At 37.3% G+C, this 23,234-nt stretch carries 21 protein-coding genes; 10 read left to right on the top strand and 11 right to left on the bottom strand.

Annotation, left to right across the window (positions count from 1 at the left end; genetic code table 11):
* Nucleotides 1-2: 2 nt before the first annotated feature.
* From H5183_RS03970 to H5183_RS03925, 10 genes are read left to right on the top strand one after another with little or no spacing between them, the layout of a single operon-like run.
* Nucleotides 3-998, top strand: a complete 996-nt coding sequence (locus H5183_RS03970; protein WP_076923524.1) for a GDP-mannose 4,6-dehydratase — start codon at nt 3-5, stop codon at nt 996-998.
* A gap of 7 nt (nt 999-1,005) precedes the next feature.
* A complete protein-coding gene (locus H5183_RS03965; RefSeq protein ID WP_083707533.1) occupies nt 1,006-1,668 on the top strand; it encodes a class I SAM-dependent methyltransferase in 663 nt (220 codons plus the stop codon).
* On the top strand, nt 1,668-2,624 hold the full coding sequence (locus H5183_RS03960; protein ID WP_169019240.1) for a thiamine pyrophosphate-dependent dehydrogenase E1 component subunit alpha: 957 nt from the start codon (nt 1,668-1,670) through the stop codon (nt 2,622-2,624). Before H5183_RS03965 ends, H5183_RS03960 begins: the two co-directional genes overlap by 1 nt.
* Entirely contained in the window at nt 2,614-3,669 is a 1,056-nt protein-coding gene (locus H5183_RS03955; RefSeq protein ID WP_076923526.1) for an alpha-ketoacid dehydrogenase subunit beta, read from the top strand. The genes H5183_RS03960 and H5183_RS03955 overlap by 11 nt, the downstream gene beginning before the upstream one ends.
* Nucleotides 3,669-4,439 carry an SDR family oxidoreductase gene (locus H5183_RS03950; RefSeq protein WP_182731001.1) on the top strand — a complete coding sequence of 257 codons (771 nt, stop codon included), beginning with the start codon at nt 3,669-3,671 and terminating at the stop codon, nt 4,437-4,439. Before H5183_RS03955 ends, H5183_RS03950 begins: the two co-directional genes overlap by 1 nt.
* Nucleotides 4,440-6,218 (top strand): thiamine pyrophosphate-binding protein, encoded by a 1,779-nt coding sequence (locus tag H5183_RS03945; RefSeq protein ID WP_076923528.1) that lies wholly within the window; start codon nt 4,440-4,442, stop codon nt 6,216-6,218.
* Nucleotides 6,218-7,066, top strand: a complete 849-nt coding sequence (locus tag H5183_RS03940) for an FkbM family methyltransferase (protein WP_145239468.1) — start codon at nt 6,218-6,220, stop codon at nt 7,064-7,066. The genes H5183_RS03945 and H5183_RS03940 overlap by 1 nt, the downstream gene beginning before the upstream one ends.
* A gap of 3 nt (nt 7,067-7,069) precedes the next feature.
* Nucleotides 7,070-8,125: an alcohol dehydrogenase catalytic domain-containing protein gene (locus H5183_RS03935; RefSeq protein WP_145239471.1), complete on the top strand. Its 1,056-nt coding sequence runs from the start codon at nt 7,070-7,072 to the stop codon at nt 8,123-8,125.
* Nucleotides 8,122-9,570 carry a PfkB family carbohydrate kinase gene (locus H5183_RS03930; RefSeq protein ID WP_169019238.1) on the top strand — a complete coding sequence of 483 codons (1,449 nt, stop codon included), beginning with the start codon at nt 8,122-8,124 and terminating at the stop codon, nt 9,568-9,570. The genes H5183_RS03935 and H5183_RS03930 overlap by 4 nt, the downstream gene beginning before the upstream one ends.
* Nucleotides 9,567-10,265: a nucleotidyltransferase family protein gene (locus H5183_RS03925; RefSeq protein WP_182731000.1), complete on the top strand. Its 699-nt coding sequence runs from the start codon at nt 9,567-9,569 to the stop codon at nt 10,263-10,265. Before H5183_RS03930 ends, H5183_RS03925 begins: the two co-directional genes overlap by 4 nt.
* A gap of 4 nt (nt 10,266-10,269) precedes the next feature.
* On the opposite strand, the gene H5183_RS03920 is transcribed toward H5183_RS03925, so the two are convergent.
* The 11 genes from H5183_RS03920 to flgJ form a co-directional block, all read right to left on the bottom strand.
* On the bottom strand, nt 10,270-12,387 hold the full coding sequence (locus H5183_RS03920; RefSeq protein WP_182730999.1) for a 6-hydroxymethylpterin diphosphokinase MptE-like protein: 2,118 nt from the start codon (nt 12,385-12,387) through the stop codon (nt 10,270-10,272).
* Nucleotides 12,388-12,396: 9 nt separating this feature from the next.
* Nucleotides 12,397-12,696, bottom strand: a complete 300-nt coding sequence (locus H5183_RS03915; protein ID WP_182730998.1) for a hypothetical protein — start codon at nt 12,694-12,696, stop codon at nt 12,397-12,399.
* Entirely contained in the window at nt 12,686-13,114 is a 429-nt protein-coding gene (gene fliS, locus H5183_RS03910; protein WP_149981556.1) for a flagellar export chaperone FliS, read from the bottom strand. Before fliS ends, H5183_RS03915 begins: the two co-directional genes overlap by 11 nt.
* A 28-nt stretch (nt 13,115-13,142) precedes the next feature.
* On the bottom strand, nt 13,143-14,561 hold the full coding sequence (gene fliD / locus H5183_RS03905; protein WP_182730997.1) for a flagellar filament capping protein FliD: 1,419 nt from the start codon (nt 14,559-14,561) through the stop codon (nt 13,143-13,145).
* Nucleotides 14,562-14,592: 31 nt separating this feature from the next.
* On the bottom strand, nt 14,593-15,027 hold the full coding sequence (locus H5183_RS03900; protein WP_149981560.1) for a flagellar protein FlaG: 435 nt from the start codon (nt 15,025-15,027) through the stop codon (nt 14,593-14,595).
* Nucleotides 15,028-15,104: 77 nt separating this feature from the next.
* Nucleotides 15,105-16,067 carry a flagellin gene (locus tag H5183_RS03895; protein WP_182730996.1) on the bottom strand — a complete coding sequence of 321 codons (963 nt, stop codon included), beginning with the start codon at nt 16,065-16,067 and terminating at the stop codon, nt 15,105-15,107.
* 165 nt (nt 16,068-16,232) lie between these two features.
* Entirely contained in the window at nt 16,233-17,201 is a 969-nt protein-coding gene (locus H5183_RS03890) for a flagellin (protein WP_182718208.1), read from the bottom strand.
* A 417-nt stretch (nt 17,202-17,618) separates the two neighbouring features.
* Nucleotides 17,619-18,581: a flagellin gene (locus H5183_RS03885; RefSeq protein ID WP_182730995.1), complete on the bottom strand. Its 963-nt coding sequence runs from the start codon at nt 18,579-18,581 to the stop codon at nt 17,619-17,621.
* Nucleotides 18,582-18,919: 338 nt separating this feature from the next.
* Nucleotides 18,920-20,152 (bottom strand): flagellar hook-associated protein FlgL, encoded by a 1,233-nt coding sequence (flgL, locus tag H5183_RS03880; protein ID WP_145239518.1) that lies wholly within the window; start codon nt 20,150-20,152, stop codon nt 18,920-18,922.
* A gap of 2 nt (nt 20,153-20,154) precedes the next feature.
* Nucleotides 20,155-22,161 carry a flagellar hook-associated protein FlgK gene (flgK, locus tag H5183_RS03875; protein ID WP_145239522.1) on the bottom strand — a complete coding sequence of 669 codons (2,007 nt, stop codon included), beginning with the start codon at nt 22,159-22,161 and terminating at the stop codon, nt 20,155-20,157.
* Between the two features lies 1 nt (nt 22,162).
* On the bottom strand, nt 22,163-23,131 hold the full coding sequence (gene flgJ, locus H5183_RS03870) for a flagellar assembly peptidoglycan hydrolase FlgJ (RefSeq protein ID WP_182730994.1): 969 nt from the start codon (nt 23,129-23,131) through the stop codon (nt 22,163-22,165).
* Nucleotides 23,132-23,234 lie beyond the last annotated feature (103 nt).

Below are 23,234 nucleotides of genomic sequence, written 5' to 3'. Positions count from 1 at the left end.
CTATGAATGACTCATCAATTTTAGTTTTAGGAAGCAATTCATTTTCAGGGGCATCATTTTGTGCGCATATGCTAAAAAATGATCAGCAAATTGTTGCTGTTAGTCGCTCATCAGAACCTAATTCAGCATTACTACCATATAGTTGGCAAAAAAATGCAGATAAATTGCAATTTAGCCAACTGGATATAAATCATCATCTGCAAAAAATTATTGATATTGTTAAACAGAAAAAAATTAAAAAAATTTATAACTTTGCTGCACAAAGCATGGTTGGTCAAAGCTGGCAACATCCTGAACATTGGTTTATGACTAACACTGTTTCAACGATCAAGTTACACAATTCTCTCCGACAATTAGATTTCCTTGAAAAATACATCCATATATCAACTCCCGAAGTTTATGGTAGTTGTAACGGATTAGTACCAGAGCATACTAATTATCAACCCAGTACACCATATGCAGTCTCCCGTGCTGCTGCAGATATGAGTCTACATACATTTGCAGATGTTTATGACTTTCCAGTGGTATTTACACGAGCTGCCAATGTTTATGGTGAAGGCCAACAGCTTTATCGCATAATCCCTCGTACTATTTTATATGCCCTACTAGGCAAAAAATTACAGCTGCATGGCGGAGGGCATTCAACACGATCATTTATACATATTGACGATGTATCTTCAGCGACACAACTTATTGGCGAAAAGGGTAAAAATGGTGATATTTACCATATTTCAACAGAGCAAATGATCTCTATTCGAGTACTCGTTGAAACAATCTGCAATATGCTTAAGCTCCCATTTGAACAAGTGTGCCAATCGACTGAAGATCGATTAGGAAAAGATGCAGCATATTTATTAGACACAAAAAAAATTCGCTCCGAGCTAAATTGGCAAGATTCTATTTCATTAGAAAACGGCTTAGAACGAACAATTTATTGGATGAAGCAAAATTTAGATGTACTCGCCAAGCAAGAACATGACTATATTCACAAACCTTGAGGTAATCATGATAGGACAAGAAATAGATTTACTAAAAAATTACCCTAAGTCTAAGCGTGATCTTTCTGGTAGATTAGAAGCCAAAAGTGAAGCAGTTAGAGCTATAGCGCGCCAATTTGACGAGGAATTCTTTGATGGTGATAGAGAGCACGGCTATGGTGGTTTTAACTATCATTCAAGATTTTGGCAGCCAGTCGTGCCTGACTTTATTACGCACTTTGGCCTGCAAGAAAATAGCAGTTTATTAGACGTAGGCTGTGCAAAAGGATTTATGCTTTATGATATTTTACAACAGCTACCAACAATGACATTAAGTGGAATAGATATATCCCATTACGCATTAGACAATGCCAAACAGGAAGTAAAGCACTTATTACAACAAGGTTGCGCTACTAAATTACCTTTCGAAGACAATAGTTTTGATACTGTAATATCAATTAACACTATTCATAATTTAGATCTTAATAATTGTGCAAAAGCACTGCAAGAAATAGAGCGAGTTTCTAAAGCTAAAGCATTTATTACTGTTGATGCATATAGAAATGAACAAGAAAAAGAACGCATGGAAGCCTGGAATCTAACAGCCAAAACAATGATGCATGTTGATCAGTGGAAAGAGTTTTTCAAAGATACAGGCTACACTGGCGATTTTTATTGGTTTATACCCTAATGAAAAAACTTGATGCATATTTTGAATCATTAAGAATTCGAAAAATAGAAGAAATGATAGCCTTACGCTACCCTGAGCAAGAAATGAGATGCCCAACACATCTGTCAATAGGTCAAGAGCTAGTACCTGTTGTTGTTTCTAATTTTTTATCTAAAGATGATAAGGCTTTCAGTTCACATAGAGCACATGCCCACTATCTAGCCAAAGGCGGATCATTAAAGAAAATGATAGCTGAATTATATGGCAAGGCGACAGGCTGCACAGGTGGCAGAGGTGGCTCTATGCACTTAACAGACTTGGATTGCGGTTTTATAGCTAGCACTGCAATTGTGGGTAATAGTATACCACTGGCGGTTGGCAGTGCGCTAAGTCAAAAACTACAAAATAGCAATTTTTTGACCGTAAGTTATTTTGGTGACGGTGCAACGGAAGAAGGCGCTTTTTACGAGTCGTTAAATTTTGCAGCAGTTAAATCTCTTCCTATATTATTCATATGTGAGAATAACCGCTATTCAGTGTATAGCCCATTAGAAGTTCGCCAGCCGGTTAATAGAAGCATTACGGATTTATCGCAATCAATTGGAGTTGAAAGCTTTCACGCTGATGGAAATCTTTTAATACCACTAACCCATGCCGTTGAGAGTGCTATTGAATATATTAGAAAGAATAATGCCCCAGCACTCTTAGAGCTTGATACATATCGTCACAGAGAGCATTGCGGTCCTAATTTTGATGATGACTTAAACTACAGAGCCGCAGGTGAAGTCAAAACATGGCTTGAAAAAGATCCGTTAAAATTATTATTCGCGGAACTATCAGCAGATCAACATTTCGAGAAAACTCATAACGAAATGATTATCAAAATAAAAAATGAAATAGAAGATGCTTTTCTTTTTGCTGAAAATAGCCCTTTTCCAAATCCACAGTTAAACGAAGAGTTTCTTTATGCAAAATAAAACAACAACATTCGCTGAAGAAATAAACCAAGCACAGCACTGTGCCATGGCTGAAGACGATAGCATGATTTGTATGGGATTAGGTATTAATGATCCAAAAGCTATTTTTGGTACAACTACAGGCTTACAATCAAAGTTTGGCTCAGACCGTGTCTTTGATATGCCAACATCTGAAAATGCAATGACGGGTGTAGGGATTGGCGCAGCTATTACTGGCACACGTGTATTAATGACCCATCAACGAGTCGATTTTTTCTTGCTTGCCATGGACCAACTTGTAAATAATGCCGCTAAGTGGCACTACATGTTTAATGGGCAAATGACTGTACCTTTAACAATACGTTTAATCATAGGTAGGGGTTGGGGTCAAGGACCCACTCATCAACAAAGCTTGCAATCATGGTTTGCACATATCCCTGGACTTAAAGTTGTTACTCCAAGCTTAACTGATAATGTAGGACAGCTACTTTATCAAAGTATAATGGATAATAATCCAACTATTTTCCTTGAACATCGATGGCTGCATAACCAAAACATCGACAAAGAAACGTGCGTCGATTACAACTCAAACATGCAAACAACGAGAGTCATCAAAGAAGGTGAAGATGTCACTATCATCGCTAATAGCTATATGCTCCTAGAAGCCATACACTGCCACAACTTCCTAAAAAAACAAGGTGTTAACTGCGAGGTAATTGAGGTATCTGAACCGACAAATATTGATTGGCAAACTATTTATAACTCGGTCAATAAGACTCAAACCTGCATATGCACTGATATAGGACATAACTCATTTTCTGTCTCTAGTGAAATTTCAGCAAAAATATATGAAGCATGCTTTACTTCCTTAAAAAAACCAATAAAACGAATAGCACTCCCCTCTTACCCTGAACCTACGAGCTTTGGATTAACAAAAAAATACTACAAAACCAGAACTGAGATTACTAAAGCTGTATCTGAACTCCTTGATAGGGAAATATTTATGACCGAAGATGTAGAATTTCCTCACGATGTTCCTGGTAACTGGTTTAAAGGCCCGTTTTAATGAATCGAGTATTAATTACAGGAATAAATAGTGGTATTGGGCAAGCACTTGCTGAGCGCTTAAGCCAAAATACGATTATTCACGGTACTTATCGAGGGCGAAAATCAAACTTAGATTTTGCTGAACTAACAAAAGTTGATTTTAGCTCACAAAAAAACGTTGACGATTGGTGCCATAAAACGAACTTTTCAATATATGATAGTATAATTTTTGTTCATGGCACACTCGAGCCAATCGGTTCTCTATCAGATTGCTCTTATGACGATTGGGAAAATGCATATAGAATTAATTACTTATCTATAGTGCAAGTGTTAAGTTCAGCAGTTCTAAAAATGAAATCAAACTGCAAAATCCTGACCTTTGCTGGCGGAGGCGTCAATAGCGCCCCGACGAAGTTCAACTCTTATATAAATGCGAAAGTAGCATTAATAAAAATGACTGAAGTTTTAGCTGCTGAATATCCCGATTTAATCTTTCTAAATGTTGGTCCTGGCTGGGTAGATACACCTATTCACCAACAAACACTCCACGCAAAAGAAATAGTGCCGGAAGCATATAAGGAAACAGCCAGAAGATATGAGAAAAATGACTTTGTGTCTATGCAACTGGTCATCGACTCCTTAATTTTTCTTCTTGATAATGCAAATAGTAAGTTTAGTGGACGAAACTATAGCATTGCATCCAAAGAAATTTTTCATGAGGATTTTTTGGAGTCTCTTGAAAACCCAAATATCTACAAATTGCGTAGACTCAATAAAGAGCATACATAAATGAAACTAACGGATTATATTGCATCTTACCTTGCTCAATTAGATATCAAGCATGTATTTGTTCTGCAAGGCGGTGCTGCTTTACATTTAATTGACTCAATTGAAAAACACCCTTCGCTTTCAGCTATTGCAATGCAACATGAGCAATCATGTGCGATGGCTGCTGATAGTTATGCAAAAACACACCATGTACTAGGCGTGACTATAGCCACATCAGGCCCAGGCGCTACAAATTTATTAACAGGTATCGCAAGCTCCTACTTTGACTCTGTAGCTACTTTACATATAACTGGAAATGTAGCTTCATTTAGGCAATCGCATAAATTAGGGGTTCGCCAATATGGTTTCCAAGAAACCGATATTGTTTCTATGGCAAAGCCAATAACAAAGTACGCAATACAATTAAAAAGACCTAATGACATTATCACTGTATTACCTGAAGCTATAAAAGCAGCATTAAGTGGCCGGCCAGGGCCTGTGTTAATAGATATTCCTGATGACTTTCAGCGAGAGATATTAGATATAAAAAAAATACCATTTGAAGCTTTTAATCAATCAACTGTAAACCATAAAGTAATTCAAGAAAACATATTTAATAACTTCATAGTGTCATTAAAACAAGCGAAAAAACCTTTATTTATTCTTGGTGCTGGGTGCCATAACTCAGCAGAACGGTTAATTTCACTTGCAACAAAACTAAAAATCCCCTTTCTATCGACTTGGCCGCTCAAAGGGATTGCAAATCATGATGACGAGCTAAATCTAGGGAATTTTGGAACTCATTCTTTACGTGGGAATAATATCGTTTTACAAAATTGTGATTTTATCATTTCTATTGGGTGCAGACTAGATTCAAAAGCCACAGCAAAATTAGATACTTTTGCACGTGAAGCTAAAATCGCAATGGTGGATATTGACCATAATGAAATAGAGAAATTTGCCCAATTAGGCAAAGTAATCAACTATCAATTTCCTGTATCTGTACAAGTTTTTTTAGATGCTTTTTCACTGCATTGTGAAGATTTAATTGAAATATTTAAAAATAACGATGTGTGGCTAAATTATATTACGGATGTCACACAAGAGTTTAACTACATACCTGAATATAATTACGGTGGTGTAAACCCATATTTAGCTGTTGAGTTGTTTAGTGGTGCTTTCTGTGATGACCAAAATATATGTGTGGATACAGGTACTTGCTTACCTTTAACTCTTGTCTACGGTAAAGAGAAAAAAGGCCAGCAGTATATTTCTTCATATAATAATACCCCCATGGGCTATGCTTTACCTGCATCGATTGGTGTTGCCCTAGCAAAAGAAAAAGAAGTATTTTGTATAGTTGGCGATGGTGGTTTGCAAATGAATATCCAAGAACTTTCAACGTTAAATCACTTGAAACTTCCAGTCATTATTATTGTATTTAACAATAGTGGTCATTGTATGATAAAACAAACCCAAGATGATTGGCTAGACTCAAATTATTTTTCTGCTGATTGTAATAATGGCTTGCCTCACATAAATTTTTCTGAAGTTGCTAAAGCTTATGGGATCGACTCTGAAAAAGTTGAAAATAATGAGCAATTAAAATTATTAGTAGAACGTTTACACCTTCGCATGGATCAAGAAGGGCCAAAGCTTATCGAATTAGTAATTAACCCAAACTTTAGATATGAACCGATTATCAAGTATGGCAATCCATTAGAGAATATGAGCCCTGAACTTGCTTACATAAAACAAAAAAAAGCTATGCTTATACCCAGTTTGAAGGAAAATCTATAATGATAAACTTACACCAAGAGCTGGTTATGCTAGCTAGGAATACACAATCACACGTACAATCAAGCAGTGATTACCAGCTTCTTAACAAAAAACTATCAAAAGTAATTGCCAGCGCTTATAACACGACATCAACACCAACATTTTTATTAACGGATAATATTACATTTTCTCTTCCGTATTACGATATGGGCAATATTAATACGACTCATTTGTTTGGTATTGATGAGCTAATCATTTTAAGCTTTTACTTGAAAAATAAAAATAACTATAAGAATGTGTTAGATCTTGGCGCTAATATCGGTCTGCATTCAATAGTGCTGAGCTTATTAGATTATCAAGTTACATGTTTTGAAGCGGACCCTGAAACATTCCGCGTTTTAAAACAAAACCTAGAATTAAATAATTGTAAAAAGATTAAGCCAATAAATGAAGCCGCGGCAAGTTTTGATGGCAAAGCTGAATTTACACGAGTATGTGGAAACTTAACTGGAAGTCATTTGAGCGGCGCAAAAAGTAATCCCTATGGAGAGCTAGATAAATTTGAAGTTAAAGTTAATAACATAGGTAATATAGCTAAAGAATTTGACTTAATTAAAATTGATATTGAAGGTCAAGAAGCAGATGTATTAACTTCAATTTCTTCGGAGGACGCTTTAAAAATTGATTTTATGATGGAAATTAATGGCGAAAAAAATGCAAAAACTATTTTCGACTACAGTTTACAAGTCGGCTTAAATATTTTTCTTCAAAAAAATGATTGGAAAAAAGTGAACTCTCTTGCCGAATTACCCCTAAGTCATAGAGAAGGTAGTGTTTTCCTTTCTAGTAAAAATAAGATGCCTTGGTAAAATATGAATATTCCAACTTATTTTAAAGCAGGTGTATTAATAGATATAGAGCAGCCCCTTCAACTACTCGATTTAAAAATACCGTATTTGAAAGATAATCAAGTTCTGGTGAAAATGCATATGGCTGGCTTGTGTAGAAGCCAGCTGATGGAGAGTAAAGGCCTTAGAGGAGAAGACAAGTATTTGCCCCACTTAATGGGTCATGAAGGTGTAGGTGAAGTAATAGCAGTTGGCAATAGTGTTACCAAGGTTAAACAAGGAAATCGTGTCGTTCTTGGTTGGCTAAAAGGCAGTGGAATCGATTCCGGTGGGACACATCTAATTAGCAAAGAGGGTCAAATTATCAATGCAGGTCCAGTTACGACTTTTTCAGAGTACTCTGTTATATCTGAGAATAGAGTAACCATTTGCCCTGAAGGTATTTCAAATGAGTTAGCTGTTTTACTCGGTTGCGCCCTCCCCACAGGAGCCGGTATGGTTCTAAACCAGATACAACCACACTCTAATAGTAATGTGATATTAATCGGACTAGGTGGTATAGGCATAAGTGCACTATTAATGCTTAAACATTTCAGACCAAAAAAAATCATAGTTGTAGATATTGAACAATCTAAATGTGACTTAGCACTACAACTAGGCGCCGATGAAGCTTATTTATATGAAGAAGCAAGCCTAGCTTTACTCAAAGAGCAACACCCTAACGGCTTTGATTATGCTATTGAGAGTGCTGGACTATGTGAAACCATAGAATTCGCTTTTAATAATATACATAACAGCGGTAAATGCTATTTTGCCTCACATCCAAAAACTGGCGATTTTATAAAGTTAGATCCTCATCAACTAATTTGTGGAAAGCAAATTTTTGGAACTTGGGGAGGTAATTGTAATCCAGACAAAGATTTAAAATCGATTGCAGATATTATTCAAAAACTTGAAATATCTATTAATTCTTTGATAAGCCATCGCTATTCTTTGAATCAAATCAATGAAGCAATATCGGCGCTCGAACGAAGAGAAATTACCAGAGCCATCATTACTTTTGAGAATATTGAAGTATGAATAAGCAAGTCCTTGTTCAAGGAAACTTTGACATTTTACACCCTGGCCACATTCGCTTACTTCGTTTTGCAAAAGAGTGTGGTGATAAACTAATTGTTGCTGTTAACAGCGACAAATCTATGGGGTTAAAGAGTCGGGTAAACGAACAACATCGCCTAGAGATGGTTCAATCCCTCGAATGTGTGAATGAAGCATTTTTATCAGATTTAACTCCAGCAGAAACCGTAAAGAGCCTCAAGCCTCATATTGTCGTGAAAGGTAAAGAGTTTGAAAGTAGGCACAATCCTGAGCATGCTCTTGTTGAAATGTACGGAGGAAAGCTTATTTTTGGCTCTGGTGAGTTCGAATCTAATTCCGAACAATATATTACAAGAACAATAAGCCATGGTCATAACTTTGATTACAAAAAATGCCAAAGTTATGCAACAAGGCATCAGTTTGATTATCAATCAATCAACACGGTATTTTCTCAATTTAGTGAAAACCGTGTTGCTGTAATTGGCGAAATAATCGTCGATGAATATATCCAAGGTACTGCGGTAGGCTTATCTCAGGAGGATCCTACCATAGTGATGACACCAGATAGAACGGATACATTTTTAGGCGGAGCAGCAATTACAGCAGGTCATATAAAAGGGCTAGGAGCTAATCAAGTTACGCTTTTCTCGGTACTTGGCAAAGATGATAAAGCTGATTACGTAAAAAATCATATTAACGCATACAATATTGATACTATACTTTTCGATGATGGCAGTCGCCCTACACCATTAAAATCACGATATAGAGCTGGGAATAAAACACTTCTAAGGGTCAATCAAGTTCGACAGCATAAAATTTCTAAAGAAATTCAAACCGATTTATACTTGCAACTTGAAAGTAGTATTAACAACTTCGATTTACTGGTATTTTCTGATTTTAATTATGGATTATTACCTCAAACTCTGGTCGATAAAGTCATTGCTTTATGCAAAGAAAACAATGTACGTGTTGTCGCAGACAGCCAAACCTCTTCTCAAGTTGGTGACATTGCCCGTTATAAAGATATGATGCTAATAACACCAACAGAAAAAGAAGTCCGTGTTGCTCTGAATAACATTGATGATGGTCTACCTATTTTAGCGCAAAAACTGTGTGAAAAAGCTAATCCGATGTCGTTGGTTATTACCCTTGCGGGAGAAGGTATTTTTATCCATCTACCAGATCAAAATGGCCAATGGGAAAATGATATGCTTCCTGCGATTAACCGTAATGCGGTTGATCCTGCTGGAGCTGGTGATTGCTTCTTAGCTGCCAGTAGCCTTGCTTTGTGCTCAGGTGCAACACCGTGGCAGGCATTTTATATTGCAAGTATTGCAGCCGCTTGCCAAGTAGATACACTAGGAAATCAGCCACTGTCTTTTAACACGCTCCAGCAACGAGTACTGGAGTCATTCAAAAATATATGAAAGCGATATTGCTAGCAGCAGGATTAGGCACTCGGTTAAAACCTTTGACTAATACAATTCCAAAATGTTTAGTGCCAATCTCCGGACGCCCTCTTCTATCTTACTGGTTAGAGAAGCTAGATAATTTAGGTGTATCTGAAATACTAATTAACGTCCATTATCTAGCTGAGCAGGTCGAAAGCTACATCAGCCAATCGCCCTATAGAAATAAAATAACCATTGTTAAAGAAAGTACATTACTTGGTACTGGCGGCACATTAATTAAAAATGCTCACTTTTGGAAAGATGAACAAGTGATTGTGATCCATGCTGATAATTTCTGCCTCAGTGATTTAAAAGGCTTAATTCACGTTCATAACACTAAACCGGGCAATGTAGATGTGTCACTACTACTGTTTACTTCATGTCAACCGAGTCAATGCGGTATTGTAGTTATGGACACCAATAATGTCATCCATGAATTTCATGAGAAAGTAGCTAACCCTCCTGGAAATATCGCAAGCGGAGCACTCTTTGTTTTTTCTAATTCTGTTTATGAGCGGTATTTTAAAGAATTAAAAGAAGATAAATTTTATGATTTAAGCAAAGACATAGTGCCTAACATGATTGGAAAAATGCAAGGGTGGATCGTAGATAATGAATATATGGATATAGGCACGCCCGAGAGTTATCAGCGTGCCCAAAAACTGGTATAAAAGATTACGAGCCTTGGTTCATAATTTTAAGCTGTTCATCATTAAGAAAATCACAGGGCTTTTTGTAGTTATCTTCAAAGTAGTCTCTCATATCAACAATATAATTTTGCCAAAGTAAAAAAAGCTCATCAAATTGTTCTAATGTAAACGTTTCATTTTCATAACTATAAAGCAATGTAATTAGTGGGCAGTGATAATATAATAATGACCCTTTCATCATATGATAAATATGACCTAATGGTGAATTTTTAAATGAATACACATACCGTTGCTGTCTTTTAAGCAAATCTGCAGCTTCTTTGATTGTTGTATAAGGCTCGTTACTAATAACTAACAGATGGTCACACATATCAATAAAGCGCTGTATTTCGTAATCTTCATCGTTTAATTTATCCAAATTCAGGTTTTCAAAATATCGCGTCTTGATTAACTCCAGCAAAGGAGGCTTATCTAAGCTGTTTTCTGGATCAATTAATATATCAGCAGCTAATGAAATAGCGCCTTTAATTTTAGCCCCGTTACCAATATTGAATACATCAACTGCAGGAAATATTTCCAACAGCTTTTCTATTTGGCTATGCGATACTTTGTATAAATCATTAGTGTAAACAAAGCTATCACTTAAATTACCAGGTAAAGTTTTTTCCGTGACAGGTGCACAACTGATTCCTTTTTCATCATCTTTATCTTTTTTATAAAAACTGTGATCACTATGATGTTTACCTGTGGGTAAGCTTCCATTATCAACACCAAATAAATACACATTTTTAAAACCAAAATTTAAAAATAACGAGAGTGCAGTATTAGATACAAGTGGATTACTATATGGAATTAATGGCAGTGTTTTAGAGCGATTTTTTAATGATAAAAAATTAATGAAATCAGTACCACCTTCATTCCCTTTTAATGCTAACCCTGACCACTTATATAGCTCGGTTGTCTTAGGATGGACCATATTAACGGCTAGTAAATTAACTCGTTTATACGCTTCGATCGGTAAGGAATCAGCGACTATTTTGTAGTTTGCATAAGGTCTCTCTACTAGTACATGAAAGTCCGCCTGGATCCCCAATCGCTCTAAAGAAACAATGGCAGATCCTGCAGCTACAACAATCCCTTTATTCTGATTATTTTTCAAATATTCAACAGCTTCATCTAAAGATGGGCCATTGCCAATTATAAATACAGGTATATCTAATAACGAAGCAGGTAAACTCGCTTTATTTGTAAGAAAAGACTGATTACTTTCAATATGAGCTATCGAGTGTGCAAACCCAGTTATTGCATCATTGAAAAAGCCGTGCCCCATTTGAAAACGAAAATAATCCGCAGCCCAGTTGGCTATTAACTCATTAATTTCACGTCCAGGTGTATGCTGATAACAAAAGCTTCTTACAGCGGAAAATGCTCCTATATCTTCAACTACATTTTCTAAATCTTGAATAAACGTGTTTTTATCTGCTCCCAGATTAAAGAAAAGGCAGTTTCCTTGGTCATCAATTTTTTTAATAACATCAAACCAATCAATACAAAATAAGCTTGCATAAAACTGCTCGATATCTGGCTCAATAATAAATAAATAATCAAACTCAGTATGATTTAATAATTCAGGTATGTGATAGCCTAATCCCACTCCAAAAATAATTCCCGATGGGAAGTGACAAGGTAATTGGGCTATTTTTTTCTCGTCATACTTGCGCAATTTACGCATAAACTGACCAAGCTTAACCATATACTCTGTATGAAGACGTTTATCAGAACTGCTATCTGGGTAGCCTGTATAATCTGTTAAGCTAAAAACAGGATGTTCAATCTGACGCCTAACCTGCTCCTGGCTCTGCTCGAGAGGGTTTTGAGAATAAAGGGGAGCTAATGCATTTTTAGGTATAATATTTCCATGACCACTTTGCGTGACATGAATACAAAAATCATCGCGGAGTTGCAGCTTAGATAAAGCTGCTACAATCTCAGGGTAATAATGAGTGAAACATTGCCAATTCTTTTCAAATCGCTCATTTGCTTCTGTAGCAAAAATAGCCTCTCTTTCTTGATGTTTAATAGTTTTTTCAAGTTTTTCTGAGATGTGCTCAAGCTCGTTATTAATATCTATATTCTTTATCATGTCGGTTACCTACTTGATATTTTTATACACATTTATTTTTTTTTGCGTATTAATATGAACACCAAGTTCTTTTGCAGCCTGCTGTTTTTTGAGGCTTATCTCTAATACCGTAGTATTCAATTTGATTGAAAAATCCGATAAAAATAACACATCGTTTTCGCTGAGGTTCTCAGGTGAGGCAAAGAGTGCTTTCAATGTTCTATCAATTAATAGTAACTTGCTTTGAGCTGACTCTATATCACCTTCAGCTAAATATTGATTAATTACAGACAAATCGGGGACTAACTGAGACAATAAACTAGCCGACATTAGCATCTATACCATTTTCACTAAGTGTTTTTTCTCGAACATCATGAGGAATAGCATCCCAAGCAGACTTTATTTCTTTTAATAAATTAGATACTTCTTCAACAATTGCAGGATCATTTTTTATTGTTGCATCAACTAAGCGATCTATCATATAAGAATAAAGTGCATATAAATTATCAGTCACTTCACCACCAACTTTAAAATCTAAACAGCCCCTTAAGGCTTCAATAATAGCAGTCGCTTTAGATAAATGTTCGGCCTTCGCTTCCATATGTTTTCTTTCAATAGCAACTTTAGACATCACCATTTTTTCAATCGCACCCGCCATTAACATTTGAATTATTTCATAGCGATCAGCACCCGCAACACGGGTCTTGAGTGCTTCTTTCTGATAATTTTTTACTTTGGCGTTATACATATTAAAACCCTTTTAAATCAAAATTAATTTATGATTTGTTTCTTGTAAATCCTGGTAAGCTCGCAAGCTGCGCTCCTAAGTACTGTTGTGTTGATTGCATTTGCGCCAGTAACACATCTAAACCCGCATATTGCTTTCTAAGCCTACTTTCTAATTCGGTCATTCTAAATTCATGCTTTAGTACATCATCTTCTAAATCAGTGACCTGTGTATTTAAATTATCTTCTCTTTGCTTTAAAATGCCTTTTGAACTTACGTAATTATCTAAAAAAGATTCGAACTGTTTAGCAACACCATTTTCACCAGCAAAAGCCTTTCCGATATCATCAAAATTTTCATCCATTGCTGTATTTAAACTGCGGACTAAAGTTGATTTTTCTAGATAACCTTTCTTATCAACACCCAAGCCAATATCGAAAATACTTGTGAAAGGCCCTGCATCCGTTAAATTTGTAGAAAGCATATTGACCATTTGCGAGCTCAAAGTACGAATGGTTGCATCGCTATTTAAAGGTTTACCGACTCTCGATTGCAGACCTAACTGCCCTATAGCATTGTTATAATTAGCAATAAATTCATCAATTAATGTTGTAACGCTCTCACGGTCATAGCTAACAGCTAACTTTGCAGTCTCTCCATCAACGCTTTGTCGTTTAGCAGTGATCGTCATATCTTGTACAGCATCTTTAAAGGTATTGGTGTCATTTGTTATTGTTATGCCATCTACTTTTATAACTGCACTTTTTGCTTCATTTCCAGCTGTTATACCAATACCACCGCTACCAGAAGCTCCACCATTAGCATCTGTAGATACATTGTCTAGCTCAGCATTATCATTGGTAATTACCAAGTCATTACCAGCGCCACTCACACTCGAAGTAAGAACCAACTTTGACTCAGTACCAGTATTTATTATATTTGCTGTTACACCAAAATTATCATCCGAGTCATTAATTGCGTCACGCAAATCAGCTAATGTCGCACCCGCATCAAGAGTTAGGTCAAAGCTTTTGTCTCCAGCAGCAAATGACAAGGTGCCTCCAGAAGCAGTGACCACATCGTCAGTAGATGTAAACAAAGGAGGTACGGCATCGTTTGACGTTGCACGACTGCCTTGAGCAAGTGCAACAACTTCAATTTTAAAATTACCAGGCGTAATATCTTTTGTTGGGGTAACTGAGACGAGATCACCGTCATCACTTGTTGGTTGAGTGATATTAGCAATACGTTTATTGAAATTATCAGGATCTGCTAGCTTTTTTATTGTGTCTTGTAGCTTGGATAACGCAGACTTGATCTCTCCGATTGAAGATAATTCAACTTCTAACGACTTGTCCTTTGTTGCAAAGGCATTCATTTTTGGAACATTTTCGGCATCAACAGATGCTGTAATGATACTTTCGAGATCCAGCCCAGATCCAATACCTGCGGATGTTATAAGTGGCATACTTCTCTCCTACTATCTGTTCCAAAAAATATTATACAGTTTGATTTAGTAACAAACCTTTGTTAGTTAGTTTATCGGCAAATTCATCTAAAGCTTTAGCAACTTCTCTAAACTCTTCAGTTGGAATTTCACGAATAACTTCTTCGCTTGTTTTATCAAACACTTTAATTATTGGTGGATCACCCTGCTCATCAAATTCAAATTTTAAATTTGTTGCCGTCACAGGAATATATTTATTTAATTTCTCTAAGTTTTCTTTCACTTCGTCGATCAGTGCTTTTCTTTCACTTTCAGAATCAAGTTGCTGACTATTATCAACAAGTGCGGGCTCTCTACCAGCAATTTTTGTACCAGCTTTTTCAACAGTTGCTTTTTTACTTGCTTCGTTTAACTCATTTTTATTTGTAAAAGATGAATTAGCGGTGAAGTTTTCACTCGATTTAATTATTCCACCTAAGTCAGCCATAGTAGCTCTCCTTCAAAATACAAACAAAGTATAAGTCATTATCGAGACAATATCTCAATAATGACCTAATTAACCGTCTAGCCTAGTAACGATAATGCTACTTGTGGACGCTGGTTTGCTTGACTCAAAATAGATTGGCTTGCTTGTTGTAATATTTGAGATTTAGTCAAATTAGCTGTTTCGGCAGCGAAATCAGTATCTTTAATACGTGACTTAGCAGCACTCAAATTTTCTGAAATGTTAGATTGGTTACGAATAGTTGATTGAAAACGATTTTGTACAGCACCGAGTTCGGCACGTTTTTTATCAACTACTGCAATCATTGCATCCATACCTGCCATTACAGCTTGTGCATTTGCCTGAGAAGATACACTGATCCCAGTCGCTGAAAACACTGATGAGAAAGCAGTGTTATCAGCTGAAGCACCAACCTGTGAACTAATTGTTCCCGCTGTAGCACTTAAGCTTGCACCCGTTACAGCACTAGCAACACTGGCAATGCCTGACATAGTAAAGCCGCCGCCAGCTACAATAGAGTTAGCTGTGCCACCAATATCTTTCATACTAAAGCTAATATTCTGTACAGCATCAGCACCAACTTGGAAGTTAGCTGAGAATGAACCATCTAGTAGATTTTGACCACCAAATGTTGTATCTGCAGCAACACGATTTACTTCTTCTGATAATGAACGAATTTCTTCTTGTACTGCTAAACGATCTTCATCTGTATTTGAACCGTTTGAAGCTTGTTGAGCAAGAGTACGAATACGCTGGAACATTGACGTAGTCTCATCAAGTGCGCCTTCAGCAGTCTGCGCAAGTGAGATCCCATCATTAGCATTTCGGTTACCTTGATTCAAACCATTTATTTGACTAGTTAAACGGTTAGATATTTGCATGCCTGCAGCATCATCTTTTGCACTATTAATGCGAAAACCTGATGATAGACGTTGAAAGGATGTATCGAGCTGGTTACCAGATTTCATCAACTGGCGCTGTGCGTTCAATGAACTCACATTAGTATTTACATATAAAGCCATAATAGCCTCCGCTTTATCATTTTAAATAGAATAACAACGGGATACCCCTACCCTGTTATTACTCCAGACTGAGAGTCCTAGATTTTTAGTTCTCTAAGTCAGTTATCGTCAGATAAAACGGAAACTTTAGCTTTATTTATAAATTTTTAACAACGTTATACTATTTTAACCCTGTAACAAGCTTAATGCAGCCTGAGGCCTTTGATTTGCTTGGCCTAATATTGTTTGGCTCGCTTGTTGTAAAATTTGGTTTTTAGTTAAGTTAGCTGTCTCCATTGCAAAATCAGCATCTTTAATTCTTGATTTAGCAGAGGCTAAATTTTCAGAAATATTAGCTTGATTTCGTATTGTCGACTGAAAACGGTTTTGTACCGCACCTAATTCAGCGCGTTTTTTATCAACCACCGCTATTAGAGAATCCATACCCGCAAACACAGCCTGTGCATTTACTTGTGATGACACACTAATACCTGCAGCTGTAAATACAGAAGAAAAATCTAATGTTGTTGATGCCGTTGCGCCATCAACTGAGCTTACATTAGCTGCGAGCGTTGAAAGTGCTTTACCACCCACGGCTGAAGCAACACCGGCAACACCTGATATAGTAAAACCACCATTAGCAGCAAGAGAATTAGCTGTATCGCCAACAGACTGCATACTAAAACCAATAGTCTGTACAGCATCAGCACCAACCTGAAAGCTTGCAGAATAAGAGCCATCCAATAAATTTTGACCACCGAATGTAGTGTCCGTGGCAATTCGGTTAACCTCATCAGATAACTGTCTAATCTCTTCTTGGATAGCGAGCCTATCTTCATCTGTATTAGAGCCATTTGCTGATTGCTGAGCAAGTGTTCGGATACGTTGAAATGTAGAAGTAATTTCATCAAGCGCACCTTCAGCCGTTTGTGCCAGCGAGATACCGTCATTCGCATTACGGTTGCCTTGGTTTAAACCCAAGATTTGCGATTGCAAACGATCCGATATTTGTAAACCAGCAGCATCATCCGCCGCGCTGTTAATACGCAGACCAGATGATAAACGTTTAAAGGAAGTATCTAAGTCGTTTCCAGTTCTTTCAAGCTGTCTTTGCGCATTAAGCGCACTAACATTCGTATTTACAAATAAAGCCATAATAAACTCTCTTCTTATCTGTCAAATTAAAGCCACTCTAAAATGAGTGGAGTTTTGACAAAGTGACTAGTTACAGCAGCCAAGTAAGATTGGCCCGGGGCAATAAACTGCCACTTTGCAGGTTAATTTAAAAACTTAATAAGTATTGAGCAATCTTTAGGCCAACTTTATAGATAGAGTTGCATTGAATTAGAAAAAAAGAGAAAAGGGCCTATAAGGCCCTTTGAAGATAAGTTTGAGAGTAGGTTTTAATTATTGGCATATTTTATGCTTAATAATTTATGTTCTTACAAATGTTAGAACAATACAGGATTTTTAAGCGCCTCCGCTTTATCAATCCGTTTCAGCGCCTTTGTTAATACCCCATTAAACAAAGGCGCTACATTCTTAGTCAATTAATTGACTATTTCCAACCAATTATCCTAGAAGACTTAATGCAGCCTGTGGACGTTGATTAGCCTGGCTAAGAATTGTTTGGCTAGCCTGTTGTAGAATCTGCATTTTTGTTAAGTTTGCAGTTTCTTGAGCAAAGTCAGTATCTTTAATACGTGATTTTGCAGCACTTAGATTCTCTGAGATATTTGATTGGTTACGAATCGTTGACTGAAAACGATTTTGTACCGCACCCAGCTCAGCTCGTTTTTTATCAACAACCGCGATAAGCGAATCCATACCAGCCATTACAGCTTGCGCATTAGCCTGTGAAGATACACTGATACCACCAGCAGTAAATACTGATGAAAATGCTGTTTGGTCTGCTGATGCACCTACTTGCGAGCTGATTGTTCCAGCTGTCGCACTTAAACTAGCGCCGGTTACCGCACTGGCAACACCTGCAATACCTGACATGGTGAAACCACCATTAGCTGCGATAGAGTTAGCAGTACCACCAACCGATGCCATACTAAAGCTGATATTCTGAACGGCATCTGCACCTACTTGAAAGTTAGCCGAGAAAGAACCATCTAATAGGTTTTGACCACCAAACGTTGTATCTGCAGCAACACGATTAACTTCTGATGAAAGAGAGCGAATCTCTTCTTGCACCGCTAAACGGTCTTCATCAGTATTTGAGCCGTTAGCTGCTTGCTGTGATAATGTTCTGATACGTTGGAACATTGATGTTACTTCGTCTAATGCACCCTCAGCTGTTTGTGCTAGTGAAATACCATCGTTCGCGTTACGGTTACCTTGGTTCAAACCGTTAATTTGTGATGTTAAACGGTCAGAAATTTGTAGGCCAGCCGCATCATCTTTCGCACTGTTAATACGAAAACCTGATGATAAACGTTGGAATGATGTATCCAGTGCATTACCAGAATTATTTAATTGTCTTTGTGCGTTTAACGCGCTAACATTTGTATTTACATATAAAGCCATGATATCTCTCCAGAAGTAAACTTATCATTTACTCTCAAACTTACTAGATTAAGCAGTGGTTGTTATTTACAACGCTTTGCTTGGTTAATTAAGTTATCGGTCTAGCAAAAAAATCCTTTAGCTTTTTTTTTATTTTTTTTCCATTATTTTTTAAGCTCATGTAATTTAATGAATTTTATAGTGACTAAATTAATAAAGCTCATTAAAAAACTAAAAGGATTACTGTACAGGTCTTTTTCTTCAGGAAATTATTAAGCTGTTAAATAGTAAGGAGATGATCTTAAAAGGCTGGAAAAATACGAGAGTAAGGCAATATATTGCCTTACTCCTTTACTTACTTATAAGTAATCGAACAGTGATAATTTAGCCAAGCGGCCAAAAGTTGCCTGCGAGGCTTGTAGTGCAGTTTCTTGCTTCGTGAGTTCAGTAATGGCCTCAGCCATATCGAGTTCAATTAAATCTGCACGAGAAGATTTGTTATTTACATCAAGGTCACTATTAGATTGCGTGATTTTTTCAGCTGTATTTAACCGCCCACCTAAACCAGCCTGCGTTAAAGAGACCTGATTTTTACTATTGTCGATCTGGATCATGGCCGCTGCCAATACTTGCTCATAATCTTCTTGGCTAATTGTTGGATCAGTCAGTCCTGCGATCAAATCATTTAAGGTGTTTAAAATATTTTCTTTTTGCGGTGCTTCTAAAGTAAAGTCTACCTGCCCATTTGCCACGGGGCTAATGTCGATTTCCAACCCTGCAAATTTAATTTGTGATCCCTCAAAGCTGCCAGAGCTGATCACACTTCCACCTTGTTCAACCTGATAAGTATTAGGTGTACCTGCTGTCGTTATAATATTAAACGTATTTGCTCCGACTGCGGCAGCAGGATCAGCGTTATAATTTGCTTTATGAAAAGAGTCAAACTGAGCTTGTTCACGCACATACACTTTTGCACTAGTGATCCCTCCTGATGCAACACCATCATTCGAGGCGACGTCTAAACGTGCATTGACCTTTTCAAACGTATCAACCCCATTATCACTGGATTTAATTTCAACTCCTTCCGCTACTTTAATTTTATGCTGGCCTTGGTCGCCACCATAAACATATTTGCCAGTTGAAGAATCAAGCGAATAGGTTTGGGTATTATCTTGATAGCCTGAAAATATATACTTCCCATCTTCAGTTTTAGCATTCATTAAATCAAGCACACTACTTTGTATAGATTTAATCTCTTCAGCAATACCTTCACGATCTATATCTGTATAAACACCATTACCAGCTTGAATTGCTAATGTATGTGCTTTTTCAAGCGAGCCTTTAATATTCTCAAGTACACTTTCTTGGGTATTTAAACGACTCGTCAGCATAGTAATATTTTTACTGTATTGCTCATTCGCTTGTATACGATCGGTATACAGTAACGCCCGTGCTGTTGCCGATGGATCATCTGAAGCTGTAAGCACTCGCTTTTGGGTATTAACTTGCTCTTGTGCTTTATTGACATTTTGCTGATTATTCAAAATCGAATTAACACTGTTTTGGTACATCAAATTATTAGATAAACGCATAATTACCTCGCAGCATTAAGTAAAGTATCAAAAATTGTACGGGCTGTTGATAGCACTTGTGCAGACGCCGCATAAGATTGTTGAAAACGTAATAAATTGGCTGCTTCTTCATCAAGGTTTACTCCCGAGAGTGACTCATACCAGGCTTCAGACTGTTGAGCTAATGCCTCAAAAGCAGCGCCATTAGTCTTCGCTTGATTGGTTACAACACCAATATCAGTAACTAACCCTGCATAGGCTTGATTAAATGTTTTATGATTATCTGCAGTTGAAGTTGTGGTCACATTTTGTCGAACTAACTCACCACTTTGTAACCCAGCCAACATTAAGCCATTGCGGTTATCATCAAAACCACCTTCATTAAACTCCAGTGTAAAACTATCGCCTGTTGCTGGTATGCCTTCAATATTAAAGTCAAAGCCATATAATTCGAAACCATTCCCAGCTTGTGAAAGCATATTTTCAGCAGGCGGAGTGACTGTAAAAGTACTTGTATTGACCCCATCTGATATTGTGTATTCATCTGGGTTAGCAGTTTTCACTATCGTGATATCGCCATTAGCAAGATCCGGAGGTGTCGTAGTTGTAAAACCACCTGAAGTCACACTACTTACACTACCTACTGAAATATTGGCATTGCCAGTGTTGTTTATGTTATCAGCCGTACGGATTGGTGAAGCAAGCGCTAACGATTCAGGCCTATCGGTGGCAAGTGTTAAACTCGATGCAGCCTCTGCATTAAGTTTTACAGCAAATTGATCGCCAACATTACCGGTTCCTGTAACATTTAATTGTAAACCAAAAGATTCCCCACCGGTCATAGTCGATGAATCAATAACGCCAGCAACTATATTGGCGGTTGAGGGAGAGCCTAATGGTTCACCTTTATTATCGACAGGTTGTATTTCTACCGTTGTACCACTGGTATAAGTAACAATAAAGTCACTAGCAGGAATTTCACTGCCTTTACCAGGCTCTAGGGTAGCCGTCATGCTTGAGTTACCTGTATTAGCTTGATAGGCGTAACCGCCAACCGTTGGAATTGTAAAAATGTCCCCACCAAGTTCACCGTTGCCGTCCATCCCTAAACGGTTTTGTTGGTTAAAAGCATCAGCAATTGCAAGCCCCATTTGGCCAAGCTGGTTTTGTGCTGGCACTAAAATATCATCACGAAATGCTAGTAACCCACCAATCTTACCTTTAAGTTTACTTACATCAACATCAAGCGGCACAGCTTTGCCGCCATTTATATCTAAACGTAATTCTTTAAAATTAGGATCCGGATCACCCGCCATCGAAAACAAATTAAATGCGCCGTCTTGCATTACGAGTGATTCACCGGTGCCCATAAATACCAGCTTTTCACCGTTGGGGCCATCAAGAGTCTCTACATCTATTAATTCCGATAACTTACGAATAGCAAGGTCTCGCTCGTTATACATGGTGCTTGAGTTTGCCTCATTGCGCGTACCATTTACCGTAGCTATTTGCTTATTCAAACTGCTAATATTTTGAATCAATGTATTCGCTTCATCAGAAAAAATTTCTAACTGCTCATTCACGATGTTTTTTTGATCAAATACAATGCCTGACAAACGATCCATTTGATCAATCAAATTTTCTGCATCTGTCATAACCAACGAACGTGCAACTGTTGATGATGGCTGATTTAAGCTTTCCTGCACATTGTTGAATAACGAATTCATACTGCTCGATAAGCTATTGGATTCTTGAGAAAACAAGCTATCAACCCGGCCTGCTTCTGTAACAAATTGATCAAAAAAGGTTTTATTTGAAGTATCGCGATTGAGCTGCTTTTGAGCAAATTCATTCAATAATCGATATGTTTCACCACGACCAACTTGATTGTCGATCATGGTCATATGCTCTGTACGCTCACGTACATAACCAACTGTATTTATATTGGCAATGTTTTTACTGGTCGTTTGTAGCAATTCTGAATTAGCGCGAACGCCTGAATTTGCAATGTCTAATAAATTAAACGACATCTTAATTTACTCCTTGGCGAACCAATGTTGTCGCCAGTGTTTTAAGTTCTGTACGATTAAGTACTTGCTTAATTTTTTCGGCATAATTGGGGTCTGTGGCATAACCGGCTTTTTGTAAAGAGTCTAAAAAAGCGGCCGGTTTTGCGGTATTTTGTAATGCTTCTTGGTAGCGTGGGTTTTCCGTTAAAAACTGCACAAAGTCATTCACGCTGTCTTTAATCGAATCATATGCTCTAAAGCTGGCTTGTCTTTTTACTGGTGTACCTTGCTCAAATTCGAGTGTCATTTTATTGGCTTTCTCACCCTGCCAGCTTCTATCTGATTTGATATTGAATAAGTTAAAGCTGCTGTTGCCATCACTTTTATTAATAATATGCTTACCCCAACCAGTCTCAAGAGCTGCTTGTGCAACCATCACAGCAGGGTTCAAACCAATTTTTTCAGCTGCTGTTTTTGCATGCTCCCAAACACTACTAATAAAATCTTCTGCATTTTCAAACTGAGGTTTTTGCGCTGTTGATGGGCTGCTATTAACAGCCTTGGTGTCAGCCGTGTTTTCAGTATTCGTACCTGTTGCACGTTGATCACTGGTAAAATCATCAACAGTACGCAGCACTGAACTAGGGGTAAAGTTTTTTCCATCAGGAGAAAGTTGTTGCACTATGAGATCGGCTAAACCCAATGACCCTTTTGAAGATAAATCAACTGATAACTGTTGATCATGCATTTCTTCAAAAAACTTTACACCACTGGAATTAAAAGGACTGTCTTCGTCTTCAAACGCTTCATTTGCTTTACGCATACTTTTAAGAAGCATCTGCGTAAAAATAGATTCAAATTGTGCCGCTGCTTTTTTTAGCGCTTCTTTCGATGCTTCAGGCGAGGCACCACTTTTTAAGGCATCTTGACGTAACGTATTAAGATTGCCTAAATCAAAGAAGTTTTGTTTATCGAGATGATTAGTATCCATCAGCAATTTGACACAGTGATTAATAATATTATTAACAATGCAATAATTGAGCCAATGCGAGTTTGCGAGTTTGCGAGTTTGCGAGTTTGCGAGTTTGCGAGTT

Source organism: Pseudoalteromonas sp. SR44-8 (genome assembly GCF_014163635.1).
GTDB classification, from domain to species: Bacteria; Pseudomonadota; Gammaproteobacteria; order Enterobacterales; family Alteromonadaceae; genus Pseudoalteromonas; species Pseudoalteromonas rhizosphaerae.
Note: the sequence above shows the minus strand (reverse complement) of the source record. Positions and strands in the feature narration are given on the sequence as shown.